General features: G+C 71.4%; 27 protein-coding genes and 1 riboswitch. Of the genes, 14 read left to right on the top strand and 13 right to left on the bottom strand.

Annotated features, from left to right (window positions below):
• Positions 1 to 10: 10 nt before the first annotated feature.
• Both G3576_RS20355 and G3576_RS20350 read left to right on the top strand, forming a co-directional pair.
• Positions 11 to 865, top strand: a complete 855-nt coding sequence (locus tag G3576_RS20355) for a substrate-binding domain-containing protein (protein ID WP_164696286.1) — start codon at positions 11 to 13, stop codon at positions 863 to 865.
• Positions 862 to 2,778 (top strand): putative bifunctional diguanylate cyclase/phosphodiesterase, encoded by a 1,917-nt coding sequence (locus tag G3576_RS20350; protein ID WP_164696285.1) that lies wholly within the window; start codon positions 862 to 864, stop codon positions 2,776 to 2,778. The genes G3576_RS20355 and G3576_RS20350 overlap by 4 nt, the downstream gene beginning before the upstream one ends.
• Here G3576_RS20350 and G3576_RS20345 read toward each other — a convergent pair.
• The 7 genes from G3576_RS20345 to G3576_RS20315 form a co-directional block, all read right to left on the bottom strand.
• On the bottom strand, positions 2,742 to 3,464 hold the full coding sequence (locus G3576_RS20345) for a class II aldolase/adducin family protein (RefSeq protein ID WP_164696284.1): 723 nt from the start codon (positions 3,462 to 3,464) through the stop codon (positions 2,742 to 2,744). The genes G3576_RS20350 and G3576_RS20345 overlap by 37 nt on opposite strands.
• Positions 3,461 to 4,660 carry a 3-hydroxybenzoate 6-monooxygenase gene (locus tag G3576_RS20340; RefSeq protein ID WP_164696283.1) on the bottom strand — a complete coding sequence of 400 codons (1,200 nt, stop codon included), beginning with the start codon at positions 4,658 to 4,660 and terminating at the stop codon, positions 3,461 to 3,463. The genes G3576_RS20345 and G3576_RS20340 overlap by 4 nt, the downstream gene beginning before the upstream one ends.
• 148 nt (positions 4,661 to 4,808) lie before the next feature.
• Positions 4,809 to 5,768: a Bug family tripartite tricarboxylate transporter substrate binding protein gene (locus tag G3576_RS20335; protein WP_164696282.1), complete on the bottom strand. Its 960-nt coding sequence runs from the start codon at positions 5,766 to 5,768 to the stop codon at positions 4,809 to 4,811.
• A 56-nt stretch (positions 5,769 to 5,824) separates the two neighbouring features.
• Positions 5,825 to 6,583 (bottom strand): NTP transferase domain-containing protein, encoded by a 759-nt coding sequence (locus G3576_RS20330; RefSeq protein ID WP_164696281.1) that lies wholly within the window; start codon positions 6,581 to 6,583, stop codon positions 5,825 to 5,827.
• An 80-nt stretch (positions 6,584 to 6,663) separates the two neighbouring features.
• Positions 6,664 to 6,957 (bottom strand): hypothetical protein, encoded by a 294-nt coding sequence (locus tag G3576_RS20325; RefSeq protein ID WP_164696280.1) that lies wholly within the window; start codon positions 6,955 to 6,957, stop codon positions 6,664 to 6,666.
• A 39-nt stretch (positions 6,958 to 6,996) separates the two neighbouring features.
• Positions 6,997 to 7,104: riboswitch (SAM-I-IV-variant riboswitch) on the bottom strand.
• 105 nt (positions 7,105 to 7,209) lie between these two features.
• The gene (locus G3576_RS20320; protein WP_235952264.1) at positions 7,210 to 7,542 is read right to left on the bottom strand and encodes an FKBP-type peptidyl-prolyl cis-trans isomerase; all 333 of its coding nucleotides are present in this window, start codon (positions 7,540 to 7,542) and stop codon (positions 7,210 to 7,212) included.
• 14 nt (positions 7,543 to 7,556) lie between these two features.
• Positions 7,557 to 7,985: a DUF3830 family protein gene (locus tag G3576_RS20315; protein ID WP_164696278.1), complete on the bottom strand. Its 429-nt coding sequence runs from the start codon at positions 7,983 to 7,985 to the stop codon at positions 7,557 to 7,559.
• A gap of 133 nt (positions 7,986 to 8,118) precedes the next feature.
• On the opposite strand from G3576_RS20315, the gene G3576_RS20310 reads away from it, so the two are divergent.
• Positions 8,119 to 9,018, top strand: coding sequence for a YihY/virulence factor BrkB family protein (locus tag G3576_RS20310; protein ID WP_164696277.1), 900 nt, complete (start codon positions 8,119 to 8,121; stop codon positions 9,016 to 9,018).
• A 46-nt stretch (positions 9,019 to 9,064) separates the two neighbouring features.
• On the opposite strand, the gene G3576_RS20305 is transcribed toward G3576_RS20310, so the two are convergent.
• From G3576_RS20305 to G3576_RS20295, 3 genes are all read right to left on the bottom strand, one after another.
• Positions 9,065 to 10,408, bottom strand: a complete 1,344-nt coding sequence (locus G3576_RS20305) for an SDR family oxidoreductase (RefSeq protein WP_164696276.1) — start codon at positions 10,406 to 10,408, stop codon at positions 9,065 to 9,067.
• A 113-nt stretch (positions 10,409 to 10,521) separates the two neighbouring features.
• Positions 10,522 to 11,256: a superoxide dismutase gene (locus G3576_RS20300; protein ID WP_164696275.1), complete on the bottom strand. Its 735-nt coding sequence runs from the start codon at positions 11,254 to 11,256 to the stop codon at positions 10,522 to 10,524.
• A 52-nt stretch (positions 11,257 to 11,308) separates the two neighbouring features.
• A complete protein-coding gene (locus G3576_RS20295) occupies positions 11,309 to 12,361 on the bottom strand; it encodes an ABC transporter substrate-binding protein (RefSeq protein ID WP_164696274.1) in 1,053 nt (350 codons plus the stop codon).
• A gap of 141 nt (positions 12,362 to 12,502) precedes the next feature.
• On the opposite strand from G3576_RS20295, the gene G3576_RS20290 reads away from it, so the two are divergent.
• The 4 genes from G3576_RS20290 to G3576_RS20275 all read left to right on the top strand — a co-directional run bounded on the left by G3576_RS20290 (position 12,503) and on the right by G3576_RS20275 (position 16,470).
• Complete coding sequence (locus tag G3576_RS20290) at positions 12,503 to 12,841, top strand: DUF883 family protein (protein ID WP_164696273.1); 339 nt, start codon at positions 12,503 to 12,505, stop codon at positions 12,839 to 12,841.
• A 15-nt stretch (positions 12,842 to 12,856) separates the two neighbouring features.
• The gene (locus tag G3576_RS20285; protein WP_164696272.1) at positions 12,857 to 13,291 is read left to right on the top strand and encodes a hypothetical protein; all 435 of its coding nucleotides are present in this window, start codon (positions 12,857 to 12,859) and stop codon (positions 13,289 to 13,291) included.
• Positions 13,292 to 13,395: 104 nt separating this feature from the next.
• Complete coding sequence (locus G3576_RS20280; RefSeq protein WP_164696271.1) at positions 13,396 to 15,435, top strand: HWE histidine kinase domain-containing protein; 2,040 nt, start codon at positions 13,396 to 13,398, stop codon at positions 15,433 to 15,435.
• 33 nt (positions 15,436 to 15,468) lie between these two features.
• Positions 15,469 to 16,470, top strand: coding sequence for an enoyl-CoA hydratase/isomerase family protein (locus tag G3576_RS20275; protein WP_164696270.1), 1,002 nt, complete (start codon positions 15,469 to 15,471; stop codon positions 16,468 to 16,470).
• A 284-nt stretch (positions 16,471 to 16,754) separates the two neighbouring features.
• On the opposite strand, the gene G3576_RS20270 is transcribed toward G3576_RS20275, so the two are convergent.
• Both G3576_RS20270 and G3576_RS20265 read right to left on the bottom strand, forming a co-directional pair.
• A complete protein-coding gene (locus tag G3576_RS20270) occupies positions 16,755 to 17,507 on the bottom strand; it encodes a GntR family transcriptional regulator (protein ID WP_164696269.1) in 753 nt (250 codons plus the stop codon).
• A 112-nt stretch (positions 17,508 to 17,619) separates the two neighbouring features.
• On the bottom strand, positions 17,620 to 18,015 hold the full coding sequence (locus G3576_RS20265; protein WP_164696268.1) for a hypothetical protein: 396 nt from the start codon (positions 18,013 to 18,015) through the stop codon (positions 17,620 to 17,622).
• A gap of 287 nt (positions 18,016 to 18,302) precedes the next feature.
• Between G3576_RS20265 and G3576_RS20260 the strand changes: the two genes are divergently transcribed.
• Complete coding sequence (locus G3576_RS20260) at positions 18,303 to 19,175, top strand: glycosyltransferase (protein WP_164696267.1); 873 nt, start codon at positions 18,303 to 18,305, stop codon at positions 19,173 to 19,175.
• Positions 19,176 to 19,178: 3 nt separating this feature from the next.
• Here G3576_RS20260 and G3576_RS20255 read toward each other — a convergent pair whose 3' ends face one another.
• Positions 19,179 to 19,856, bottom strand: a complete 678-nt coding sequence (locus G3576_RS20255; protein ID WP_164696266.1) for an SIMPL domain-containing protein — start codon at positions 19,854 to 19,856, stop codon at positions 19,179 to 19,181.
• Positions 19,857 to 20,020: 164 nt separating this feature from the next.
• On the opposite strand from G3576_RS20255, the gene G3576_RS20250 reads away from it, so the two are divergent.
• From G3576_RS20250 to G3576_RS20225, 6 genes are all read left to right on the top strand, one after another.
• Positions 20,021 to 21,586, top strand: coding sequence for an ABC transporter substrate-binding protein (locus G3576_RS20250; RefSeq protein WP_164696265.1), 1,566 nt, complete (start codon positions 20,021 to 20,023; stop codon positions 21,584 to 21,586).
• Between the two features lie 21 nt (positions 21,587 to 21,607).
• Positions 21,608 to 21,949 carry a hypothetical protein gene (locus G3576_RS20245; RefSeq protein WP_164696264.1) on the top strand — a complete coding sequence of 114 codons (342 nt, stop codon included), beginning with the start codon at positions 21,608 to 21,610 and terminating at the stop codon, positions 21,947 to 21,949.
• Positions 21,950 to 21,969: 20 nt separating this feature from the next.
• On the top strand, positions 21,970 to 23,385 hold the full coding sequence (locus tag G3576_RS20240; RefSeq protein WP_164696263.1) for an amidohydrolase family protein: 1,416 nt from the start codon (positions 21,970 to 21,972) through the stop codon (positions 23,383 to 23,385).
• Positions 23,386 to 23,470: 85 nt separating this feature from the next.
• Entirely contained in the window at positions 23,471 to 24,451 is a 981-nt protein-coding gene (locus tag G3576_RS20235; RefSeq protein ID WP_164696262.1) for a Bug family tripartite tricarboxylate transporter substrate binding protein, read from the top strand.
• On the top strand, positions 24,448 to 25,593 hold the full coding sequence (locus tag G3576_RS20230) for a mandelate racemase/muconate lactonizing enzyme family protein (protein WP_164696261.1): 1,146 nt from the start codon (positions 24,448 to 24,450) through the stop codon (positions 25,591 to 25,593). Before G3576_RS20235 ends, G3576_RS20230 begins: the two co-directional genes overlap by 4 nt.
• The gene (locus tag G3576_RS20225; protein WP_164696260.1) at positions 25,593 to 26,498 is read left to right on the top strand and encodes an EamA family transporter; all 906 of its coding nucleotides are present in this window, start codon (positions 25,593 to 25,595) and stop codon (positions 26,496 to 26,498) included. Before G3576_RS20230 ends, G3576_RS20225 begins: the two co-directional genes overlap by 1 nt.
• The last annotated feature ends 73 nt before the right edge of the window (positions 26,499 to 26,571 follow it).

The raw sequence follows: 26,571 nt of genomic DNA, 5'->3' as shown, positions 1-26,571 counted from the left end.
CATGACGCCCGTGCCCGACAGAGACACGCCGCCACGCCTGCCGCGCCGCGCCCTGCTGGCGGCGGCGATGGCCATGGGTGCGGCCCTTCCCTTGCCTGGCGCGCGGGCCGCTGGCCTGACGCTGGGCGGCACCGGCATGGCGATCGCCATCACGCGGCTGCTGCTGGATGAATGGCTGCGCGGCGGGGGCGGCGTGCCGGCGACGGTGCTGAACAGCCTGGGCAGCGCGGGCGGCCTGGCGGCGCTGCGCGCGGGGCGGATCGACATCGCGCTGGCCGGCCGGCCGCTGACGCCGGCGGAACAGGCGCAGGGGCTGGTCGCCACGACCTTCGCGACCAATCCGCTGGCCGTCGCGACGCATGAGGCGACGCCCGCAGACGGCGTGACCACGGCGGAACTGGCCGATGCGCTGTCCGGCGAGCTGACGAGCTGGCCCGGCGGCGGCCCGCTGCGCGTGGTGCGGCGTGACCGGGCGGAGGGCGACTGGATCCTGCTCTCCAGCCTGTCGCCGGAGATCGCGCTGGCCGTGGACCGCGCCCATGCCCGGCCGGGCCTGGCCACCGCCGGGACGGACCAGGAGAATGCGGAGCTGCTGGAGCGCATCCAAGGTTCCTTCGGCATCATCTCCGTCGGCCAGGCGATGGCGGAACGGCGCCGGCTGCGGCTGCTGGCGCTGGATGGCGTGGCGCCCACGCTGGAGGCGCTGGTGTCGGGCCGCTACCGCCTCTCCCGCGCCCTGGCGGTGGTGACGCGGGGCGAAGCGCCGGCCGCGGCGCAGGCCTTCCTCGACTTCCTCGCCTCCCCGCCTGCTCGCGCGCTGCTGCGGGCCCATGGCTACGTCCCCGTGCCGGCCGAAGCGGCATGAGCGAGGCCATCGAGCAGCGACGCATGCCGGGCGGCATGGCGGCCGAACCTTCCGCCGGCGATGCGGCGCTGGTGCGGCTCGTGACGGGCTTCGCCGCCGGGATCGCCATGCTGGTGGCGGTCGCGCTGCCGGTCATGCATGTCTGGACGGAGCTGCGGGAGGAGAATGCGGCGATGGAGGCGGAGGCGCGGATCGTCGCCTATACTGTCTCCCAGATCGCGAGCCGCGATCCGGACCTCTGGCGCTTCCAGGCGGCGCGGCTGCGCGCGGCGCTGGCGACGGCGACGCCGGAAGCCGACGTCACCATGCGGGTGCGCGACGTGAACGGCGATACGCTGGCGGCGATCGAGGCACCGCTTCGTGGCCCCCTGCATGGCGCCAGCGCGCCGATCTTCGAGAACGGCCAGCCCGTGGGGACGGTCGAGATCGAGCATTCGGGGCTGCACCTGCTGGTGCAGTCGGTCTGGGTGACGCTGGCCTCCCTCTTCCTCGCGGGCGGGTCCTATGTCGCGCTGCGGCTGCTGCCGCTGCGCATGCTGCGACGGGCGACCAGCCGCATCACCCATCTCGCGACGCATGACCAGCTGACGGGGCTGCCGAACCGGCGGCTGTTCCATGACCGGCTGGAACAGACGGCGGCGGGGCTGAAGCGCTATGGCGGGCACTTCGCCGTGCTGGCCCTCGACCTCGACCGCTTCAAGGAAGTGAACGACACGCTGGGCCATGCGGCGGGGGACGAGCTGCTGCGCCAGGTGGCGAAGCGCATCACCGACGCGATGCGGGAAAGCGATACGCTGGCGCGGCTCGGCGGCGACGAATTCGCCATCATCCAGCGCAGCGCCGAACAGCCCAAGGCGGCGGAGGCGCTGGCCGCGCGGCTGGTGGAGCTGCTGTCGCAGCCCTTCATCCTGCATGGCAACCAGGCGATGATCGGCACCAGCATCGGCATCGCGCTGTCGGTGGAAAGTGCCCCCGACCACCTGCTGCAGGATGCCGACACGGCGCTGTATCGCGCCAAGGCGGAAGGGCGGAACGGCTTCCGCTTCTTCTCGGCGGAGATGAACCAGGCGCTGCGCGAACGCCGCGCGCTGGAACAGGATCTGCGGGAGGCGATGGCCACGGGCCAGCTGCACCTGCACTACCAGCCGCAGGTCAATCTCTCCACCGGCCGGGTGATCGGGCTGGAGGCGCTGCTGCGCTGGGACCATCCGGTGCGCGGCCGCGTCATGCCCGACCGCTTCATCCCGCTGGCGGAGGAGATCGGGCTGCTGAGCCGGATCGGCGAATGGGTGCTGCGGGAGGCCTGCGCCGTCGCGACCCGCTGGCCCGGGCTGCGCATGGCGGTCAACATCTCCGCCCACCAGTTCCAGGCCGCCGACTTCCTGCGCGCCGTGCGGACGGCGCTGGAGGAGACGGGGCTGCCGCCCGCCCGCCTCGAGATCGAGATCACGGAAGGCGTGCTGCTGACGGACACGGAGCGCACGCTGGCGACGCTGGAGGCGCTGCACGCGCTCGGCGTTTCCGTTGCCATGGATGATTTCGGCACCGGCTATTCCTCGCTCGGCTACCTGCACAAGTTCCGCTTCGACAAGATCAAGATCGACCGCAGCTTCGTCGCGACCCTGACGGACGATCCGCAGGCGGTCGCGATCGTCCGCGCCATGATCGGCATCACCCATGCGCTCGGCCTGCGGTGCAATGCGGAGGGGGTGGAGAACGCCGTGCAGGCGGCGCTGCTGCGCGCGGAAGGCTGCACGGAGGCGCAAGGCTACCTCTATGGCCGCGCGGTGCCGGAGACGGAGCTGGCGGCGCTGATCGAGAGCGCCGGCGGGCCGCAGGCGGAGGCCGTGGCCCCGCCCGCGGCCGGGGAGGCGCCCTACACGCCGCCGAATCCGGCGCGGGTGATCCAGTAGTCCCAGGCGCGGGCGAGCGGCATGTCGGAGAGCAGCATGGTCGCGGTCTTCTCCACCTCACCCGGCGTCAGGTAGCTGACGGGGCCGTAGGGCAGGCTCGCCAGCACCATCGCCGCATTGTCCTTCATGTAGACGGCGGTGAAGACGGCGGCGCGGAGGCTGACGCCGACATTGCAGGCACCATGGCGCGCGAGCAGGACGGAGCGGTGCGGGCCGAGCGCGCGCGCCAGCGAATGGCCGCGCGGCAGGTCGTCCACCAGCATGTTGGTGTCGCCGAATTCGTCCTGGCTGTCCCAGATCGGCACCTCCGCCCCCATCACGCTGCCCATGTGGAAGACGGGCTTCAGCGGCGTCTTCGTGACCGTGAAGGGGATGACGGGGCGGGCGTGGTGGTGGATCACGGCGCGCACCTCCGGCCGGGCCATGAAGATGGCGGAGTGGATGGCGCGTTCCGCATAGATGCGGCGGCCATTCTGCGCGATGGGCGTGCCGTCCAGCTCGAACTCCATGATGTCGTCGCTGGTCACGGCCACGGGGCTGCGGCTGCGGGAGAGGAAGTAGCGGTCCGGCCGTTCGGGATGGCGCAGGCTGACATGGCCGAAATCGTCGATCACATCCTCCCGCGCCAGGATGCGGTTGGCGATGACCAGTTCGCGGATGGCGTGGGCGACGGCGTCGGAGCTCATGCTGCTTTGTCCTGTGTGATGGGCCCGGTGCCGCCATAGAGCCAGGCGAGGGTGTCCCGCCATTCCGCCTGCGACTTCGCGGCCATGATGGAGTTGCGCAGCGCGGCATGGGCGCCGGCGGGGTGGTAGACGTGGTCGCCGATGGCGCGGGACTGCAGCTGCACGCGCGCCGTGCGCAGCGCGCGGGCATCGCGATAGGCGGGCAGCGCGGCCTCGATCTCGCCCTGGTGCGCGGCCAACGTCTGCGCCAGGCAGACCGCATCCTCCATCGCCATGCAGGCGCCCTGCGCCATGTACTGCATCATCGGATGCGCGGCGTCGCCAAGGAGTGCCACGCGGCCATCGACCCAGCGCTCGATCGGGTCGCGGTCGCAGAGGACCCAGAGCTTCCAGTCGCGTCCCTGGCGGATGATCTGCTGGGCCATGGGGTGCACATGGGTGAAGCCGCGGAAGACCTCCTCGGCCTCCACGGGCTTGCCCGCGACGGGCTCCGGCGCGTCGTTGTGGTAGGTGACGACGAGGTTGAAGGTCTTCCAGCCCTGCAGCGGGTAGTGGACGATGTGGCATTTCGGGCCGGCCCAGAGGGTCGCGGCGTTCCAGCGCAGTTCCTCCGGCATCTGTTCGGTCGGGATGACGCTGCGATAGGTGGTGTGGCCGGAGACGCGGGGCGCGCCATCGCCGACGAGCTGCCGGCGCACCTTGGACCAGAGGCCATCCGCGCCGATCAGCGCGCGGCCGCGCAGGCGTTCGCCGGTGGCCAGGATGGCGGTGACGCCGGTGCTGTCCTGCTCATAGGCGACCACCTCGGCCGAGGTGCGCAGCGTGATGAGGTCGCTGGCGCGGCAGCCTTGCAGGAAGACCCCGTGGAGGTCGCCGCGGTGGATGACGGCGTAGGGGTTGCCGAAGCGCGCGCGGAAATCGGGGCCGAGGTCGATGTGGCAGATCTCCTCCGCCGTCAGCGCGTCCATCAGCCGCAGCCGGTCCACATAGATCGCCATGGCGCGCGCCGTGTCGCCGACGCCCAGCCAGTCGAAGGCATGGAAGGCGTTGGGGCCGAGCTGGATGCCCGCCCCCACCTCCCCCATCGCCGGCGCCTTCTCCAGGACGATGGACGAAAAACCCTGGCGGGCGAGGCCGAGGGCGGTGGCGAGGCCGCCGATGCCGCCGCCGGCGATCAGTATGGGCGGGCTGGTCATGCCGCCATGCCTTTTCGCTGACACGAAAAGGCCCTCAGACGCCGGCGCTTCGCTTGGCTTCGCCGCATAAGCGGCGGGCCGCATTCGCGGCCTCGGCCGGCGTGAAGAACACCGGCCGCCATCGGATCACCAGAAACGCTCGCGGGCATCACTCCGGCTGGATCCCCGCGAGGTCGGCGATGCGGCCGTTCTTCACGTTCTCCTGCGCGATGAAGGCGGCGAAGCTGGCAGGCGTGTCGGAGGTGAAGGCGTCCGCGCCCATCTCGGTCAGGCGGCGCGCGATCTCGGCCTCCTGGCCGATCTCGTTCAGCTGGCGGGCCAGGGTATCGGCCGTGGCGGCGGGCAGGCCCTTGGGGCCCCAGACCGCGTACCACAGCAGGAAGTCGATGCCGGGGATGCCGGCTTCCGCGATGGTCGGGACATCGGGCATGGCGGCGCTGCGGGTCGCGGCGCCGATCAGCGCGAAGGCGCGCAGCCGGCCAGCCTGGACCAGCGGCTGGGCGGAGAGGAGGGGCGCCACCATCAGCGCGACATTGCCGGCGACGACGTCGTTGATGGCCGGCGCGGTGCCCCGGTAATGCGCCACCACCGCGTCATCGGCGCCGATGGCGCGCTTCAGCCCCTCGGCCGCCAGATGCGCCATGGATCCGGCGCCGGAGGTGGAGAAGGTGTAGTGCCGCGGGTCGCGCCGCATCGCCGCCGCCAGCTCCTGCATGGTGCGCGCGCGGGACTGCTCGGGATGGCCCACGACCAGCAGCGGCGCGGTGGCGAGGCGGGCGATGGGCGTGAAATCGGCGACGGGATCATAGGGCAGGTTGCGCACGACGCGCGTGCCCATCAGGTGGATGTCGGCATTGACGAGGAAGGTCGTGCCATCCGGCGCGCTGCGCGCGACTTCCGCCGCGCCGATGGTGTTGTTGCCGCCCGCGCGGTTCTCGATCACCCAGTTCTGGCCCGCACGGGAAGAGAGGCGCTGGGCGTAGAGGCGGCCGATGACGTCGATGGCCCCGCCGGGCGCGGCGGGGACCACGAGCCGCACGGGCCGCCCCTGGGCGCGCGCGGCGAGGGGCAACAGCACGCCAGCCGCCAGCATCGTCCTGCGCTTCATGGACCCGATCCTCCGTCGTTTTGCGGGGAGGATCGCAGGCGGCCCGGACCTGTCAATCAGGCGGCGCTGAGGTGCCGCGATAATCGGTCCAGCGCCTGCGCCTCGATCAGCGCCTCCGGCGTGTCGAGCGGCGTCAGTTCCGCGGCCGGACCCTCGATGGCGATGACCTGGCGGCCTTCCTCCCGCGCCGCGGCGACGATGCCGGTCAGGCGCAACTCGCCGCGGGCCTCGTCGGGGCGGATGGCGCGCAGCCAGCGCACCAGGTCCACGCTGCGGGCGCAGAGCACGCCGGCATCGCAGAGGCCGATGGCACGCTCCGCCGCCGTCGCCTCCGCCCAGGGCACCACGCGATCCACCTGGCCGGTATCGGCGCAGGCGAGGACGCGGGCGAGCGGCGCCGGCGAAGCGGGGCGGAAGGCGAGCAGGGCCAGGTCCGCGCCATCGCGTCGCGCGTCCCGCAGCGCCTGGAGGCACGCGGCGGAGAGGGAGGGCAGGTCGCCCCGGATCACCGCCGCATCCCCGCGGAAGCCGGCCAGCATGGGCGCGGCCAGCAGGGCGGCATGGGCGGCGCCGCGCCGGTCCCGCTGCACCACGGTGCGATGCGGCGGCGGGGGCGGCGGCAGGTCCGCCATTTCCGGCCCGATGACGAGGATGGCGCGGCCGAAGACCCCCGCGGCGGCATCCATCACGTGGTGCAGCATGGGCCGCCCGCCGATGGGTTGCGCCGGCAGCGGGCGCGCCGCGTTCGGGCTGGGGCGCGCCGCGAGGATGATGGCGACGGCGGTGGAGGATCTGGGCACGCGCGAATGGGGCATGGGACTTCCCGGCCTCTCGCGAAAGGCGAGCAGGCAGGGCCCCCGGCGCAACCGGCGTGCCATGCGAAATGCAAGAAACTTTAGCGACGCATCCCTGAAGCCGCCGCCAGCAGCCAGTCGCGCAGCGCGGCGCGTTCATCGCCATCGCGGATGCGCTCGACATGGATGGTCAGGTGGCCCGGGCGGCGGTCGGGCAGGATGCGGATCGCCTGGGTCCAGATCTCCGCGCCACGCCGATGCAGCGTGACATAGAGGAGGGAGGGCGCACATCGCCCGAGGCGGTCGCGCCACTCGCAGAATGCGACGAATTCCGCCGCGTCATGCGGGCCGAGAAGAAGGGTTAGGTCCGGGGGCGTCCCCGCGCTGTCCAACATGGTGGCCTCCTGGTGTCCAGGAGATCGAACCGACGGCGGCGCTGCCCGATTGGTTGCCGGTGAGGCCGCATCCCCCCTTGCGGGAGCGCCACCTTGCCCGGGAAGGCAGGTTGGCGTTGGGCGTCGGCCCAACTCCTGATGCTGGAGGAGGCTTTATCGCGGGAGGCGCGGGGGAGGCAAGGGCTTTCCCCGAAAGGGCAGTCCCCCCCTCACCCAACCCTCTCCCCCGTCGGGGGAGAGGGCTTCGGGGCGTCAGCCGACGCCGAGCAGTTCGACGTCGAAGACCAGCGTGGCGTTGGGGGGGATCACGCCGCCGGCGCCGCGGGCGCCGTAGCCGAACTCCGGCGGGATCGTCAGGCGGCGGTGGCCGCCGATGCGCATGCCCGCCACGCCGCGGTCCCAGCCCTGGATCACATGGCCGGCGCCGAGGGGGAAGCTGAAGGGCTCGCCGCGGTCGCGGGAGCTGTCGAACTTCTTCCCCTTGTTCTCCGGCGCCTTCGGGTCGAACAGCCAGCCGGTGTAGTGCACGGTCACCTGCTTGCCGGAGACCGCCATGGTCCCCTCGCCTTCGGTGATGTCGGTCATGCCAAGGGCCATGGTCAGCCTGCCTTTCGGAAAGTGATGGGCTTGTTGCCGTCCCACAGCACGGAACGCCCGATGGCATAGAGACGATCCAGCCCCTCGCGGATCGTCAGGAAATGGTTGCCCGCCAGCGGCCCGGCCTTGGAGGCGAAGGCGACGGCGCCGTAGGCCAGCAGGATCTCCGTCTCGCTGACGCTGGTCGGCAGGCCGCCGGGATAGACGATGATCTGGCCGGGGGCCGGGTGGCTGGTCGCGTTCTCGTAGCCGATGGAGAGGTCACGCTCCCCCATCGGGATCCAGCAGGCCTCGCCGGACCAGCGGACATGGATGATGCGGTCGTTGAAGGGCAGCAGTTCCCGGAAACGGGCCACCGTCTTCGGCGCGTCCTTCTCCTCGTAGAAGGCGTGGAAGATCTCGCCCCCGATGTCGATCTCGATGTCGGCCATGCCGTGGTCTCTCCCGGTCTGTCGCCCGCCCCTACGCTGCCCGGGGGCGCTTGCCAAGCGGGGGTCCTCACGCCGCCGCGCGCAACCCGCGGCACCTGGCGCCGTTGCGGCCCCGCGTGGATGGGATGCTGCGATGCGAAGGCGCGCCTGGTCGATCATCAAGGAGACGGTGAACGGCTTCATCGAGGATGAGGCGATGACGCGGGGCGCCGCCATCGCCTGCTACACCATGTTCTCCATCGCGCCGCTGCTGATCGTGGCCGTCGCCATCGCGGGCGCCGCCTTCGGCGAGGAACGCGTCAGCGCCGCGGTCGCCGAGCAGTTGCGCGCCCTGGTGGGACGGGATGGTGCCGCGGCGGTCGAGGCCATCATGGAGGGGATGGATGGCGACGGGACCGGCAGTTCGGGCATCCCCGCGCTGGTCAGCCTGGCCGTGCTGCTGATCACCGCCTCGGGCGTCTTCGCGGAGCTGCAATCCGCGCTGAACGCGATCTGGAAGTCGCCCCCGCCGCCGGTGACCATCTCCACCCTGGTGCGGGCGCGGCTGCTCTCGATCGGGCTGGTGGCGACAACGGGCTTCCTGCTGCTGGTGTCGCTGATCGCCTCCGCCATCATCTCCGCGCTGTGGAAGTGGACCGAACAGCTGGCGCCGGAGCTGGTGCCGCTGCTGCAGGGGGCGAACCTGCTGGTGTCCTTCCTGCTGACCGCTCTGCTGTTCGCCGCCATCTACAAGATCCTGCCGGACCGGCGGCTGCGCTGGCGGGACGTGGCGGTGGGGGCGCTCGGCACCGCGCTGCTGTTCGGGATCGGGAAGGCGGCCATCGGCTGGTATATCGGCGGCAGCGGCATCGCGGCGAAATACGGCGCGGCGGGTGCGCTCGTGGTCGTGCTGCTCTGGGTCTACTACTCCGCGCAGGTCTTCCTGCTGGGGGCGGAATTCACCCGGGCCTGGAGTGGAAGGCTGCGGCGGCACAAGCCGCATCCCGTGGGTGCGGAGGCGCCGAAGCGGGTGGAGGTGCAGGACCCCTCCTGAACCCGGGGCTGCCGCGGGAGGATGCCCTCCCCCCGCGACCCGGCGGTCAGAACAGCCCGCTGCGGCGGGCGCGACGGACCAGTTCGGCGCCGATGCGCGCGGGATCGGGCAGCAGGCCGAGCAGCCGCGAGACATCGGCGCGCCCCGGCAGGTGACGCTGGATATCCCGGGCGCTCGGCAGGTGACGATAGCCCGGCACGTCGCGCAGCCGCGGCAGGTCGCTCGTGCTCGGCAGGTCACGGCGGCTCGGCAGGTAGCGGTAGCCGGGCAGGTCACGGGCCCGAGGCAGGTCTGCCAGGCGCGGCATGCGGTCCGGCACATGGCGCGCGATGCCACGCGGCAGGTGGTCCATCGCCAGGCTCGCCAGGCGCCCATGGCCGCTGCGCCGCGCCGCCAGCGCGCCCGCCACCAGCGCGACGCCACCGGCCAGCACGGCCAGGGTCGCCATGGGGTGCATCTGCGCCTCCAGCACCAGGCTGGATTGGCGCGCGGCGGGGCCGGGCAGGCTCGATCGTTCCTCGCCGCCCGGGCGGCCCTCATGCAAATTGTCGCGGCGGCCGGGGCGGCCGGCATGCTGGCTGGTCTGCGCGGCGCGGGCACCCTTGGCCATCAGCGCATCGGTGGCGCGCGGGAAGAGCGTGCCGAGGACGGAGATCATCAGGCCGCCGCCGCCGACATAGAGGTCCCGGCGCGGCGTGGTGGCCGCGAAGGTGATGGCGCGGGCGACGACCTTGGGGTCATAGGTCGGCGGCGGCACGGCCAGGCCCGGCGTGCCCAGCAGGTTGCGCGCATGCTCGGCGAAGAGGCTGTCGATCGCGGCCGGCTTGACCAGGGTGACGCTGATCGGCGCGCCCTCGGCCTGCAATTCCATGCGCAGCGCATCGGTGAAGCCCTTCACCGCATGCTTGGTCGCGGAATAGGTGCCCTGGTAGGCGATGGCGCGGTCAGACAGCACGGAGCCGACATTGATGATGGCGCCGCCACGGGACTTTAGGCGCCGCGCCGCCACCAGGCTGCCATGCACCACGCCCCAGTAGTTGGTCTCGAACAGCCGGCGCTGGTCGTCGATCGGCGTCTGTTCCTGCGTGCCGTAGATGCTGGCGCCGGCATCGTTCACCCAGGTGTCGAAGCCGCCGAACTTCTCCTCGGTGAATTTCGCGACGCCTTCCATGGCCTCGAGGTCCGCGACGTCGGCCACGACATATTCTGCGCGGCCGCCGGATTCGCGGATGGCGTTGACGGCGGAGACGAGGGAGGGCTCGTCCCGGGCGACGAGTACCACGGCGGCGCCGCGCCCGGCCGCCATCCGCGCGGTGGCGAGGCCGATGCCGGAGGAGGCGCCGGTGATGACCAGCGTCTGCTGGGATAGCTTCTTGAGGCGGATGGCCATGGCGGTGACGGACCTTTCGGGTGGTCACCGGGAACGGCGTGAAGGGGTGGGGGGTTCCGACAGGCCGCCCCACCCCGCCTCCTCCCGCGCCGAGGCGGGGGAGGAAAAGGACGTCAGACGGTCAGCGTGCCGGCCTTGGCGGCGGCGTAGCGCTCCGCGACCTTCGACCAGTCGATCACGTTCCACCAGTTGGCCGTGTATTCGGGGCGGCGGTTCTGGTAGCGCAGGTAATAGGCGTGTTCCCAGACATCGTTGCCGATCAGCACCCGCTGGCCGTCCATCAGCGGGTTGTCCTGGCCCGGCTTGGTGACGATGGCGAGGCGCCCGGCCTGGGTGACGGTGACGAAGGCCCAGCCGCTGCCGAAGACGCCATTCGCCGCCGCGTTGAAGCGGTTCTTGAAGGTGGCGAAATCGGTGAAGTCCTGGTTGATCGCCGCCGCCAGCTCGCCGGTGGGGTCGCCGCCCCGGCCGCCCATGATGCCCCAGAACATGCTGTGGTTGGCATGGCCGCCGCCATTGTTGCGGACCGCGGTGCGCACGGCCTCCGGCACCTGGCCGAGATTCATCAGCAGCCGGTCGAGCGGCATGGCCTGCAGCGCCGTATGCTCCCGGATCGCGGCGTTCAGGTTGTTGACCTGGCCGCCATGGTGGAAGCGCCAGTGCAGTTCCATGGTCCGCGCATCGATGGCGGCCTCGTTCGCATCGAAGGCGTAGGGCAGCGGGGCCAGGCTGTGCGGGCCGGTCGGCGCCGGGGCTGCCTGCGCGAAAGCGGCGCGGGGCGCGGCCCAGATGGTGGCGCCGAGCGCGGCGCCGAAGCCGAGCAGGTGGCGGCGATGCATCATGGTCATGGGGTTTCCTTTCCCGGGTGGCGTGCTGGGGCAGATGGGGTCCCAGACGGGATCATGGACGGGCCAGCCAATCCGCGAATCGCCGGGACAGGCGATCCATGTTGTCCAGCCAGAAGCGGTCATCGATGCGCAGCGCCGTCGCGGCATTGGGCGGCGCGGTCGGCAGCGTGGCCAGGACGGGCGGCGAGAGCAGGGCATTCGCCTCCCGCGCCGTGACGCCGTAGGGGATCAGCGGCGGCAGCAGGGCCTGCACCTGGGGCTGGCCGGCATAGGCCAGGAAATCCAGCGCCTGCGCCCGGTTCGGGCTGCCGCGCATGATCACCCAGCTGTCCAGCGTAGCAAGGTTCTGCGCCCATTGGATGCCGAGGTCGCGGCCATCCAGCGCATTCGCCGCCGCGATCCGGCCATTATAGGCGGCGGCCAGCGCCACCTCGCCCGAGGCCAGCCATTGCGGGGGCTGGGAACCCCTCTCCCACCACATCAGCTCGCCCCGGATGGTATCGAGCCGCCGCAGCGCGCGATCGACGCCGGCTTCCGTCGCCAGCACGCGATAGACCTGGCCGGGGTCGACGCCATCGGCCAGCAGCGCGATCTCCAGCGTGGTCTTCGGCCCGCGGCGCAGCGCGCGGCGGCCGGGGATGCGGGCCGTGTCGAAGAAATCCGCCCAGCCGCGCGGCGGCTCCGCCAGGCGGCCGCGGTCCCAGGCCAGGACGAAGGAATAGACGACGGCGCCGACGCCGCATTCGTTCACGGCCTGCGGCACGTAGCGATCGGTGCCGCCGATCAGCGGCCAGTCCATCCGCTCGAAGAGCCCTTCCTCGCAGCCCGCCAGCAACTCATCGGCCTCGACCTGCACCAGGTCCCAGTTGTTGTTGCCGTCTCGCAGCCTCGCCCGCAGGACGTCGATGCCGCCATCCCAGGTGCCCTCCAGCATCCGGGCGTTGCGGGCCTGCATCCAGGGGCGGAAGAAGACCTCCCGCTGCGCTTCCTGATAGGCGCCGCCCCAGGAGACGATGGTGAGGTCGCGCATCTGCGCGCGCGCGGACCCGGCGGCGAGGCAGGCCAGGGCCAGCAACGGCAGCAGCAGAAGCAACCTCGCTTGCATCGCCAATCCTGCCTCCTGCTGCCTGTCGGTGGGGGAAGGTAGCGCCTTCGGGCATCGCGTCGAAGGGGACATTGGCCCGGAACCGAATCACGGTCGCGACGTTCGACCCGCGACCCCGATACCCCGATGAAGGAAGACACCATGTCCCAGAGCGCCAATGACCTCCGCAACCTGCGCGACGAGGCCGTGGAAAGCGGCAGCCGCCTTGCCGACGACGCGCGCGCCGAACTCGCCCGCCTGCGCGGCCAGGTGGAGCGGCTGATGGAGGAGCGCGTGACGCCGGCGCTCGGCTCCGCCGCCGAGACGGTCGAGGATTACGGCCGCCGCGCCAAGGAGACGATCGAGGAGAACGCCTACGCCCTGTCCGACACCGTGCGGGAGCGTCCGCTGGTGACCGTCGCGGTCGCGGCGATCGGCGGCTACCTGCTGGGCCGGCTGATGGGTGGCAACACCTACGTCTATCCGGACCGGCACCGCTAAGCGGGGATCGTAGGCATGCGCCTGTTCCGGCTCGCCCAGGCCGCCTGGCAGGCGGAAAGCCTCTATCTGCGCCGCACCAGCCGTGGCTACGCCGTGCAGGCGGGTTACGGCGCGGGGGCAGCGGTCTTCGGGCTGCTGCTGCTGCTGATGCTGCACATCGCGGCCTTTGCCGCCTTGGTGCCGGGCTTCGGCCCGGTCTGGGCGGCACTGATCGTGGCGCTGGGTGACCTGGTGCTGGCGGGCATCCTCGGCCTTCTGGCGCGGAACCCGCCGCGTGACCCGGTGGCGGAGGAAGCGCTGCGCATCCGCCAGGCCGCGACGTCCCAGCTTTCTGACGGGGCCATGCGGGCGGCGATGCTGGCACCTCTGCTGAAGAGCCAGACCGCCAAGAAGGGCCTGTTCGGCGCGGCGATCACCGCCGCGGTGGTGGGGCTGATGTCCCGCCGCTGAAACCCGGCAGCCTTTCCGCTATCGTCACATGGGAGTGAGGGCGTCCCGCCTGGGGCGCCCTCTTCGCATGTGGCGGCTATGGGGAGGGCGCTGGGGGAGTGGCCATGGACGATGCGGCGCGCGGCGACGCCGTGGCAGGGAATGAGGCGGAGCGGGTTCTGCGTTCGGCCCGCAGGGACCAGGGCGCCGCCCGGCGCGTCCGCGCGGGCTTCGCCATCCTGCTGGCCGGCGTGGTTGCGGCGCTGCTGCCCCTGGCCGCCATCGGCATCTATGCGGCCATGGAAGCCAATCGCAGCCATCGGGTCGAATCCGAGGCGCGGCTGATGGATGTGGCGCGCACCGTTGCGGCGACGCTCGATTCCGAATTGCAGCTGCGCCTCGGCATCGCGCGGCTGCTGGCCTCCCTCGCCGCCTTCGACGACCTGGCCGACACCCCGGCGGAGGAGATGCAGCACCTGTTTCGCCGCCTGCAGGACAGCGCGGCGATCCTGGGCGGCGCCACGCTGAATGTCTGGACCGGCGTGGCTGGGCCGGCGGAGACCCCGGTCCGCATCGTCAGCACGCTGCAGCCCTTCGCCATGATGCGTGCGCCGGTCAGTACCCCGGCAGCGGAGGAGGTGATCCGGCGCGCCGCGCAGACGCGACGGCCCGCGGTGGGGCGCCCCTTCGACAGCGTGGCGACCGGCAATACGGGTTTGCTGATCGCCTATCCGGTGCTGCGGAACGAGGCGGTGGTGGCGGTGCTCACCGTGAGCCTGCGGCAGGCCGACATCCAGGCGGTCCTGCGCCAGCAGACCCTGCCCAACGGGACCATCGCCGGCGTCGTCCACCGGGACGGGCAGCTGCTTGCCCGCGTCCCGGAAGCGCATATCGGGGAGACGGCGCGGCCCGCCGTGATGGGCGCGATCGGCACCGCGACCTCGGGCGGCTTCCGCGGGCAGTCGCTGGATGGGCAGGCCGTGGTGGGCGCCTTCACCGCCCTGCAGCTGGCGCCGGACTACGTCATCGCCGTCGCGGCACCAGAAGCGGTGGTGGAGGCCGACTGGATCCGCACGCGGACCCTGCTGCTGGCGGGCGCGGCGGGCGCGGTGGCGATGACGGTGCTGGCCCTGCTGCTGTCCGGCGGTGCCTGGCGGTCCACGCGCGGCCTGGTGCAGAACCAGGATGCCTGGCTGAACATCGCGCTCGACAAGACGGGCCTGGCCACCTGGGAATCCGACCAGGCAACGGGCCGCGCCGTCTGGTCGCCGCGGCATTTCGACCTGCTCGGCTACCCCCGCGAACCCTCCGGCCGCGTCGCCGCCGCGCTGTGGTGGGAAGCGGTGCATCCCGACGACCGCGCCCAGGTCCGCCAGCAATGGAAGGCGAGCGGCGACAACCCGGACGGGCTGGTGCGGCTGACCTACCGCATCATCCGGCGCGACGACGGCCAGGTCCGCTGGTGCGAAAGCATCAGCCGCTTCGTCGCGCCGGGGCGCCTCGCCGGCGTCATCATGGATGTCACCGACCTGCGGCGGCAGGAGGAGGAGCGGCTGCTGCTGGCCCGCGAGGTGGACCACAGGTCGAAGAACCTGCTGGCGGTGGTGCAGGCCATGGTCTCCATGACCCGGGCCGATAGCGCGGAAGCACTGCGCGCGGCGCTGTCCCAGCGCGTGCTCTCGCTGGCCAAGACCCATACCCTGCTGGCGCGCAACCGGTGGCAGGGATCCACCATGCGGGAGGTGGCGGAGAACGAGTTGCGCGCGAATGGGGAGGCGATCCGGCTGGAGGGCGACGCCATCGCCCTCCGCCCGGAAGCGGTCCAGCCGCTCGCCATGGCGCTGCACGAACTCGCGACCAATGCGGTGAAATACGGCGCGCTGTCCGTGGCTGGCGGCCAGGTGTCGCTCGCCTGGCGGGAGGCGGAAGGCCAACTGGTGCTCGAATGGCGGGAGGCATCCGGCCCCCCGGTGCAGGCGCCGGCCAGCAGCGGCTTCGGCAGCCGCATGATCGCCCGCGTGCTGGCGCAGCTTGGCGGCACCATCGCCTTCGACTGGCGGGCCGAAGGGCTGCACGCGGTGATCACCATGCCGATGGACCGCATCATCCCCGGCGGCAGCAACCCGCCTTCCGAGGCGGTTGCGCTGGATGGCGGGGCCGCGTAACGCCCGGGGATGACCGACCCGGGAGCGAACCGCATGGGCGAAACCGCCGAAGCCACCGTGATCCTCAAGCGCGAAGGCGCTGCCGGCACGCTGCTGATGAACCGGCCCCGCGCCCTCAACGCGCTCGACCTGCCGATGATCGAGGCCTTCGCCAGCGCCATCCCCACGCTGCGCGCCGACCCCGCCGTGGCGCTGGTGGTCCTGGAGGGCGCGGGCGGCAAGGCCTTCTGCGCCGGCGGCGATGTGCGGCGCATCCGCGAACTGGCCCTGGCGCGCGACGCCTCGGGGATCGAGGCCTTCTTCGCCGGCGAATACGCCGTGAACGCCGCCATCGCCGGCTTCGGCAAGCCCTGGGTCAGCCTGATCGACGGCGTCTGCATGGGCGGCGGCATCGGCGTCTCCGTCCATGGCAGCCACCGCATCGTCACGGAACACGCGATGCTGGCCATGCCGGAGACGGCCATCGCGCTGTTTCCCGATGTCGGCACCAGCCACGTCCTGCCGCGGCTGCCCGGCGCGCTCGGCCCCTGGCTGGCCCTGACCGGCGCGCGGCTGCGCGGCGCGGAAGCGGTGGAAGCCGGCCTCGCCACCCACTTCGTGAAGCGGGAGAGGCTGCCCGCGCTGCGCGACGCCCTGCTGGCCGGGGACATCGGCGCCGTGGACCGCCTGGCCGAAGCCGTGGCCCCCGGCGCCATCGCCGCCCAGCGCCCCGCCATCGACCGCTGCTTCAGCCATGCGACGCTGGCAGACATCCAGGCCGCGCTGGCGGCCGAGGATACGGACTGGGCCCGCGCCCAATCCGCCATCCTGGCCCGCATGTCGCCGACCAGCATGGCCGTGACGCTCGAACTGCTGAAGCGCGGCGCAACCCTGGACCTGGCCGGCTGCCTGGCGATGGAACTGCGCCTGACCCGCGCCGTGACGATGCACCCCGACTTCGCCGAAGGCGTCCGCGCCGTGCTGGTCGACAAGGACAACCACCCGCACTGGCAACCCACGCCGGACGCGGCCACGGTCGAGGCGATGTTCGGGTAGCGGGGTGCGGCGCCGGGTCCGGGGCGGGCGCGCGGATTGCCCGGGGAAGGGACGCTGTCCCTTCCCCGATACCCCTTCCCTGCCAAGGGCCAGCGGGCCCTTGGGAACCCAGGAGATACAACGACGAAGGGGGAGGGGGCACTTCGGCCCCCTCCCCCTTCGTCGTTATGCCCGCGGTCCAGGGTCCCGTCGGACCCTGGCGGGGAGAGGTCTGGAGAGGGGCGAGCAGCCCCTCTCCAGAGGCCACCAGCGCACCCATCCCCAGAACCCGGCGCCGCGCCCCGCTACCGGAGCTTCACGTCGATCCGGACCATGTCGCCGCGGTAGATGCCGTTGGCGATGAGGAGGGTGGTGCCGCTGGGGTCGAGGGCGGTGCGGTGGACATGGGCGACGGGGGCGTTGAGGGGGAGGTGGAGGGCGGCGGCGGTCTCGACATCCGCGCTGCCGATGGTGAGCGTCTGCCGGGCCTCGGCGATGGTGACGCCGGGCAGGCCGGCCACGAGTTTCAGGCTGGTCTTGGTGACCAGGTCTTCCGCCGTGACCTTGGCGGAGAGGCGGTCATCCATCCAGACATCGGCCAGCAGGAAGGGTTGGCCGTTCCGCCAGTGGCGGCGGCGGAGGTGCCGGTAGCTGGGGGCGGGCTGGCCGGCATGGGCCGGGGCGACGCTGCCGTCCTGGTTCGGGTGGTCGGAGAGGATCTCGATCTCGGCGCCTTCGCGGGAGCGGAGCAGGCCGTTCCAGTCGGTCTCGACGTCGCACCAGAGGCGGTCGGGTGGGGTCGCGCGGACGAAGGTGCCCTTGGCGCGGAAGCGCTCGATCAGGCCTTCCTGGGCCAGCTGGTCCAGCGCCTGGCGGATGGTGGCGCGGGCCACGCCGCATTCGGCGGCGAGGTCGTCGACGGTCGGGATCTGCTTGCCGGCGGGCCAGGTGCCTTGTTCCACGCGGTGGCGGAACAGGGTCGCCAGCTGAAGGTAGCGGGCGACGGCGCTGCGGTTGAGGTCTGGGGCCGGGCGGGGGGTGCCCGTGGAGTGGTTCATGCGGGCGTCCGGGTTCGGCCGCGGAGGGGCGGGCGTGGTCGGACGCTAATCGGGGTGCGGGCGAAAGGCCACATCATTTGCCCTTCCCCGCTTCCCCGGTGGCGTGCCCCGTTCAGGCGCCCGCGCGCATGATCTTCGGGATTTCCTCCCGGAACCGGAAGCGGAGCGCGGACCAGGTATCGTCCAGCGCCACCTGCGTGACCGGCAGCAGGCCTTCCGTGGTCAGCGGGTCCCAACCATGGTCGCGGTCGAGGTCGGAGCGTACCGGTCCGGTCTTCTTAGGGTAGGCGAACCACAGCCGGGCGCCGATGCCGTAGAGGTTCAGCGCGCGGGGGGCCACGGCCCGGAGCGTCGCCTTGTCCGCGGCGAAGGCCAGGATGAGATCCGCGGCGGCGGTCGCCCCATTCGGCAGTCCAAAGGTCATTCCCTGCGGGGCACCGAGCACCGCGCAGGCCATCCCCGGGCGGTAGCCAAGTTTGCGCGCCACCTCCCCGATCACGACACCCATTCGAGTCTTTTCCGTCACCGAGTTGCCATCAGAGCAGGCGGTCTAGCGCATAAGTGGGCGGCATGCATGCATTCAATGGGCGGGTCCGCCCTGCGTTTTTTGTCATCTTTGTTCGAAACGCGCCGATTCGGCTTATGTTCCTGACTTATCCACACCATGCCGTCTGATCGTAGACGAAGCAGTGGATGACGCGGGCATGAGCAGATCGTCATTCGATGCTGCGCGCGGGCCCGACTCCGAGGCTGCGGCGCTTGCCGCGGCGCCGGGGCGCGTGGCAGGGGGCAGGAATGGATGCCGTTCTCTCCCGTGTCACGATCGTGACCGTCACCTGGGCCAGCGAGGTGGCGATGCGCGGCTTCCTGGCCGCGCTGCCGCAGGGCGTCCGGCTCATCGTGGTGGACAATGCCAGCCCGGACGGCACGGTGGCGGCGGTGCGCGCGGCGCGGCCAGGGGCGCTGGTGGTGGAGAACGCCGCCAATCTGGGCTTCGGGGCGGGCTGCAACCGGGGGCTCGACCGGGTGGAGACGGAGTTCGCGCTGCTGGCCAACCCCGATGCGCGGCTGACGGCAGCGGCGATCGCGGGGCTGGTGGCGGCGGCGGAGGCGCATCCGGCGGCGCGGCTGGTGGCGCCGCTGATCCTGGACGGGTCGGGCCGGCCCGTGCGGTCCTGGAACGCGTCGCATCTGCGTCGCGGGGCCATGCCCGGGCGGCGGGAGGGGGAGCCCTGGCCGGAGGGGATGTTCTGCGCCGACTATGCCTCCGGCGCCTGCCTGCTGCTGCGGCCAGCCTTGGGGCAGGCGGGGGACGGGCTGCGCTTCGATGAGCGCTTCTTCCTGTTCTACGAGGATGACGACCTCTGCCTTCGCGCCGGCGGCGTGCTGGTGGAGCCTGCCGTCGGCGTGGCGCATGAGGGCGGGCGGTCCTCCGGCGGGTCGGCGCGGGTCGCCTGGCGAAAGGCCTGGCACATGGCCTGGTCCCGCCTGCTGTTTCTCCATGTGCATGGCGGGCCTGTGGGCAGGGAGGCCTGGCGCATGGCGGCGCGGCATGCGGGCAAGGCGATCGGCCATGCGCTCACGCTACGGGGGCGGAAGCTGGTGGCCGATCTCGGATCGCTCGCGGGGACGCTGGCCTGGATCGGGGGGCGGCGCCGGGCGATGTAACGCTCAGCGGGGGCGGAGCACGACCACCGCCTCCACCGTCGCGGGCACGGTGATGTCCTCCGCGATCGCGACCGGGGGCGTCGATCCGCTGGCGCTGCTGCGCATCGCGGCCATGGGTGCCGGGCGGGGCGAGCGGTCGGGGGCGTCGATCCGCACTTCCCGGATGCCGGCGACCGTCATGTTGAGCTGGGCGGCCAGGGCATCGGCGCGGCGGCGCAGCGCGTCCAGCGCCAGGCGGGAGGCTTCCTCCCGCGCCGTCCGCGCGGCCTCCCGCGTCAGGGTCCAGGAGAGGGACTGCATTGCCAGGCCCTGGGATTGCAGCGTGCCCGCGAGGTCGAGCAGCGGCGCTGCCTCCCCACCCCGCAAGGTCACGGATTGCGCGGCCTGCCAGCCGCGGCCTTCCTCCCCGCGCCCGGTCCAGTAGCCGCCGGTCGAGACGCGGACGGAGGAGACCGCCTGCGCGCGGGCAACCGCGGCGGTGATGGCGCGGTTCACCGCCTCCTGCGCCGCGGCGGCGGAGGGGGCGCGGGCCTCGGCGCGGAGCGTCGCCACCACCTCATCCGGCGCGCGGGTCACCTCGGCAGTCTCGGACAGGTGCAGCGCGGTCTCGACCGGCTGGGCGAAGGCCAGGGCCGGCAGGGTGGCGAGGGCGGCGCCGAGGAGAAGCAGGCGGCGATGCATCGAGGCAGGTTCCTTCGTAGACGATCAGACGGCGATCACGCGCTGCTTATCACGCCGGTCGTGGCGGGATGGCGGCGGGGCCGTGGCGAGGTTCGGAATGCGGTTGACGATTCCGCGATGCGGACGGACGCTCGCGCGATCCACGCCACGGAGATTCCCGCCGCATGCGCCACCTCGCCCTTGCCGCCCTGCTCGCCCTGGGAGCGATCCCCGCGGCCGAGGCTCGCAACTTCACCTGGGCCTACAATGCGGATGTGCTGACGCTGGATCCGCACAGCTCCAACAACACCTTCACCAACACCTTCATGGGCAATGTCTATGAGGCGCTGGTGCGGCACAACGACCGGATCGAGATCGAGCCGGCGCTGGCGGAGAGCTGGGAGCGCACCACGCCGACCGTGTGGCGCTTCAACCTGCGGCGCAACGTCGTGTTCCACAATGGCGAGAGCTTCGACGCGGACGACGTGATCTTCACCTGGGCGCGGGTGAACACGCCGGGGTCGATGGCGCGTGGGCTGCTGGGATCGATCAAGGAGGTCCGCAAGGTCGACAGCCACACGATCGAGATCGAGACGCATCGTCCCTTCCCGATCCTGCCGGCCTCCATCACGCAGTTCTTCATCATGGATGAGGGCTGGAGCCGCGCGAACAACGCGACGGAAGCCGCGAACCTGGCCGGGCAGCAGGAAAGCGGCGCGACGCGCGTGGCGAATGGCACGGGTCCCTTCCGCATCGTGGAGCGGCGGCCGGATGAACGGACGGTGCTGGAGCCGCATGCGGGCTGGTGGGACCGGCCCGTCCACAACCTGACGCGCGTGACCTTCCAGCCGATCCGCAGCGCCGCGACGCGCACGGCATCGCTGCTGTCCGGCGCCATCGACGCGAATGTGGAGGTGCCGCTGCAGGACATCCCCCGCCTGCTGCAGGACAGCCGCGTGCAGGTGATCGAGGGGCCGGAACTGCGCACCATCTATCTCGGCTTCGACCATGAGCGGGAGGAGCTGCTCTATTCCGACGTGCGCGGCCGCAATCCGCTGAAGGACCGGCGGGTGCGGGAGGCGATCTATCGCGCGATCGATGTCAATTCGCTGGTGCGCGGGGTGATGCGGGAGAAGGCCTGGCCCGCGGGCATGATGGTGAGCCCCTTCCTGACCGGCGCGCCGCAGGACCTCAACACGCGCCTGCCCTTCGACCCCGATGGCGCGCGGCGGCTGCTGGCGGAGGCCGGGTATCCGCAGGGCTTCAGCGTCGGCATCGTCTGCCCGAACGACCGCTACGTGAATGACGAACGCACCTGCCAGGCGATCGCCGCCATGCTGGCGCGCGTCGGCATCCGGTTGCAGCTGCAGAGCGAGCCGACCGCGGTGTGGTCGCGCCGCACGGCGAATCGCGACTTCTCCCTCTACCTGCTCGGCCATGCCGGCCTGCCGCTGGCGGACAGCTATTCCACGCTGAACGAGGTGCTGCGCACGTCGAGCCGCACGACGGGCGGGCTGAACTACGGGCGGTGGTCCAATGCGGCTTTCGACGCGCTGGTGGCACAGGCGGCGGAAGCGGCGGATGAGACGGCGCGGCGGCGCTTCATTCGCGATGCGCTGGCGATCGAGCGCGCGGAGATCGCGCATGTGCCGCTGTTCCAGCAGCCCATCGCCTGGGCGGCGCGGCGGGGGATCGATCTGCGCCAGGCGCCGGACAACCGGCTGCGGCTGTGGCTGGTGAAGGTGGAGTGAGGAGCGGCGCCACCTTCCGCCATGAAGGCGCTGGACGATCTGCTGCTGCTGCCGAACGTCCTGCGCGTGTTCCGGCGCCATCCCGCCGATCCAGCCTGGTATCTGTTCAAGGAAGGGTGGCCGTGGAGCGGCGTCTGGGCGATCCATTGCCGAACCGACATGCAGGGGACGGATCTGTTCTTCAGCATGGGCTGGCGGGACTGGACCACCTTCGCGGGTCCGCCGTTCGCGGTGCCGTCTTTCTGGCTGTGGATGACGGTGGCGCGGCGGCGATGGCTGAAGGCTCACGCGCATCGGATGCCGCGGGCGATATGGCGGGACGGGCTGCGGCTCGACGACGAAGCGCGATCAACGAATGACTGAATGACTGACCAGGAGACTCCATGACCGATCTTCTCATCCGCGGCGGCGTCCTCATCACCATGGACACGACGCGCCGCGTCATCGATGACGGCGCCGTCGCCATCAAGGATGGCCGCATCGTCGCCGTCGGGCCGACGGCCGAGGTCGTCGCGGCGCATGGCAACGCGACCACGGTGATCGAGGCCAAGGGCCGCGCGATCCTGCCGGGCCTCATCGACGGCCATGCCCATGCGGGGCATGGCCTGGTCAAGACCATGGGCAACAATGACGGTGCCGCCTGGTCCGAGGCGTGCCGGATCATCTACACCCTCGCCTCCCCCCCTTCCTTCTGGAAGGCCGAGGCGATGCTGGCGGCGCATGAGCGGCTGCGCTTCGGCGTGACCACGGGCGTCTCGCTGCTGGGTGGCGGCGACAGCATCGGGCGCGTGGATGATCCCGCCTTCGCCGATGCGCATGCGACGGCGACGGAGGCCGTCGGCATCCGCAGCATCCTCGTCGTCGGCCCGACGCGGCCGCCCTTCCCGCGCCCCTATGTCGGGCCGGATGGCGTGGAGCGCCCCGTCTCCTTCGAGCAGCAGCTGGAGACCATCACCGCCGCGCTGGAGGCCTGGCACAACAAGGGCCGCGTGAAGCTGGCGACGCTGATGCCGGTCTACCGGGAAGCGAAGCACGACCCGGCCAAGGTGCGCGAGATCGAGCGCCAGGGACGGCTGGTGCGCGATGTCGGGAAGAAGCATGGCGCCTGGTTCCACCAGGATGGCCACCGCCAGGGCAGCATCGAGATGGCGGACCGCATGTTCGGCCTGATGGGGCCGGATAGCTGGCACAGCCACTGCACCGATTTGACGGATGCGGATATCGAGACGCTGGTGCGCACCGGCGCCTCCGTCGTGCACAACCCCTCCGCCATCGCGGCCGTGCGCGGCTACTGCCCGGCGCCCAGGATGATGCAGGATGGCGTGACGGTGATGATCGGGTCCGATGCGACGGCGCCCGACCGCAGCGGCGACATGTTCCGCCACATGTTCCAGTGCATCCGCTACCACCAGCGCCATTTCCGCGACGAGACGATGATCCCGCCCGGCAAGGCGCTGGAGATGGTGACGATCGACGCCGCGAAGGGCATGGGCCTGGACAAGGAGATCGGCAGCCTCGAGGTCGGCAAGAAGGCGGATGTCATCACCGTGGACCTCACGGGGCCCCACATGGTGCCGGCCAACATGCCTGTCGCCCGCGTGGTCTATTTCGCCAATGGCCATGACGTGATGGATGTCGTCGTGGACGGCAATGTCCTGATGCGGGATCGCGTGACGCCGCACCTGGATGCGACAGAGATCGCGACGGCGGCGTGGCGGGAAGCGGATGCGATGCTGGAGAAGTCGGGCCTGCGCCACATGACCGTCGAGGATCCGGGCTGGGGCAAGGTGAAGCGGTAGGGCCAGACCCGCGCGCGGCGCGCTGGCCGCGCGCGGATTGTCGGGTGATGATCGTCCCGGGAAACGCCACCGGGGAACCACCGCCATGACGCAGCGCCGCGCGCTTCTAGCCTCCGCCCTTGCAGGCCTCGCCGTGCCACGGCTGGCACGGGCGCAGGCCTGGCCGACCAGGCCCGTGCGCATCGTGGTGCCGGATGCGCCGGGCGGCGGCAATGACAGCACGGCGCGCATCTTCGCCAACCACCTGGAACAGGCGCTCGGCCAGCCCGTGCCGGTGGACAACAGGGCCGGCGCGGGCGGGCGGATCGGCGTGGAGCACGCCTTCCGCAGCCCGGGCGACGGCACCACGCTGCTGCTGGGCAATGCGGGATCGAACGGCATCAACGCCGCGCTCTATCGCGACCTGCCCTACAACCTCGAGACCAGCTTCGTGCCGATCTCGCTGCTGGTCACCGGCCCCAATGTCCTGGCGGTGAACCCGCGCGTGCTGCCGGTGGCGAGCGTGGCGGAGCTGCTGGCGCTGATCCGCAGCCAGCCGCGCGGGCATTTCAACTATGCGACGGCCGGTGCGGGCTCCTCCGCCCATTTCTCGGCGGAACTGTTCAAGGCGATGACGGATACCGACCTGGTGCATGTGCCCTTCCGCGGCGCGGCGGGCATGGCGCAGGCGGCGGTGGCGGGGGATGCGCCCTTCCTGATCGCCAACATGGTCAACGTCATGCCCTTCATCCGCCGCGGCGAGCTGCGCATGCTGGCGGTGACGAGCCTGGATCGCTGGCCCGATGCGCCGGAGGTGCCGACGCTGCATGAAAGCGGGTTGCAGGGCTTCGAGACCATCGCCTGGAACGGGCTCTTCGGCCCGCCTGGCCTGCCCGATGCCATCGTGCAGCGGCTGCTGCCGGAGCTGCGGCGGATCGGCGCGCTGCCGGAGGTGGTGGACCGCATCAAGCTGCTGGGCGGCACCATCGTGACCAGCCCGCCGGAGGTGCTGGCCGCGCGCGTGCGCGCCGACATCGCCAAGTGGAAGGAATTGGCGCAGCGCGCCAATATCAGGATCGACGGATGATCATCGAGCGCATCGCCTTCCGCGGCCTCAACGTCACGCCCAAGACCAACTGGTGCTTCATCGAGGTCACGACGCAGGACGGGCTGACGGGCCTTGGCGAATGCACGCTGGCGAACCAGGAACCGCTGGTGGCGGCGGAGGTCGCGCGGCTGGACGCCACATTGCGCGGGCAGGATGCGGGGGCGCGCAACCGCATCGCGCGCTGGCTGCCGCATGCGCCGGGCGGGCTGGTGGCGGCGACGGCGATCTCCGCGCTGGACCAGGCCCTCTGCGACCTGGCGGCGCAGCGCAGCGGGCAGCCGATCCATGCCTGGCTCGGCGGTGCGCTGCATGATCCCGTCACGCTCTATGCCAACATCAACCGCGGCACCAATCCGCGCACCCCTGAGGGTTTCGCGGCGGCCGCGAGGCGCGCGGTGGCGGAGGGGTTCGTCGCGGTGAAGCTGGCGCCCTTCGAACCGCTGGTCTGGGAGGATGGCTACACGCAAGCCAACCGCGCAGCCTATGCGGAGGGGCTGGCGCGCATCGCCGCGGTGCGGGAGGCCGTCGGGCCCGATGTCGCCGTCATGGTGGACGCGCATTGGCGCTTCTCCGCCGGCGGCGCGGCGGCGCTGGTGCGGGATGTCGCGCCCTTCAACCTGTTCTGGCTGGAATGCCCGGTGGCGGAGGCGAACCACCCGGCGATCACGCGGCTGCGCGGCATGGCGAATGACCGCGGGATGCGGCTGGCGGGGGCGGAGACGCTGTCGGGGCTCGCTGCCTATCGCCCGCTGGTGGAGGCCGGCTGCTACGACGTGCTGATGCCCGATGCGAAGCATGCCGGCGGCATCGAGGAGATCCGCCGCATCGGCGCGCTGGCGCAGACGGCCGGGATCGAGATGGCGCCGCACAACCCGACCGGGCCGGTGTGCCACGCGCATTCGGTGCATCTCTGCGCCACCATCCCGAATTTTCTCCTGCTGGAAGTGCAGTTCGGGGAGACGGAAGCCTTCTTCGATATCGTGGAGGGTGAATCGCTGCGCTTCGATCGCGGCACCGCAAGGCTCTCCCAGGCGCCAGGACTTGGCGTGAAGCTGGCGCCGACGACGCTGCCGGAATGGAAGCGCATGGACCGGCCCTGGCTGGACCCGAGGCTCGGGTGATGCCGGGCTGGATCGCCTTCAGCGTCGCGGCCGCGCTGTTCCAGTGCTGGCGCACCGCCATGCAGCAGCGGCTGCGGGACCAGCTTTCGGTCAATGCGGCGGGGGTGGTGCGCTACCTCTACGGGGTGCCGCTCGGCGTCGCGCTGGCGGCGGGATACGGTCTGGCGAACGACTATTCGCTGCCGGCCATCGGGCTCGCCGTGCTCGGGCTCTGCGCGGCGGCGGGGTTCCTGCAGATCCTCGGCACCAACCTGCTCATCATGGCCTTCGGCTACCGCAACTTCGCCGTCGGCACCGCCTATTCCAAGACCGAGGCGATGCAGACGGCGGTCGTCGCGACCATCCTGCTGGGCGAGCACCTTTCGCCGCTGGCCTGGGCGGGAATCTGCGTCGGCGTCGGCGGCGTGCTCTATCTGTCGCTGGCGGGTCGCGGCACGACGCCGATGGAGCTGCTGCGCGGCGTGACTCAGCCGGCGGCGCTGTGCGGGATCGGCGCGGGGTTCTGCTTCGGCTTCACCGGCGTGCTGATCAAGGCGGCGAACCAGGCGATGCCGGGCGATGACCTGATCTTCAAGGCGCTGCTGATCCTGGCGATGACGAATGCGATGCAGACGGTGATGCAGGGCGGCTACCTGGCCTGGCGGGAGCCCGCGCAGTTCGTGGCGGTCTTCCGCAGCTGGCGGATTTCGGCGCAGGTCGGCACGCTCTCCGCGCTGGGATCGGCCTGCTGGTTCTCCGCCTTCGCCCTCGCGCCCGTCGCCATGGTGCGCGCGGTGGGGCAGGTGGAGATTCTCTTCACCCTCGCCTTCTCCCGCTTCTATCTGCGGGAGAAGGCGAAGCGCGCCGATGTCGTGGGCGCGCTGGTCGTGGTCTCGGGCGTCGTGCTGGTGCTGTTGGGGCGTTAGAGCCGATTCTCATCAGGTTGCGGCATAGCCGGCGTGGCGGAGGTAGTTGGCGCATTCGGCGGGTGTGAAGGCG

This window comes from Falsiroseomonas algicola (genome assembly GCF_011040385.1).
Classification (GTDB): Bacteria; Pseudomonadota; Alphaproteobacteria; order Acetobacterales; family Acetobacteraceae; genus Falsiroseomonas; species Falsiroseomonas algicola.
Note: the sequence above shows the minus strand (reverse complement) of the source record. Positions and strands in the feature narration are given on the sequence as shown.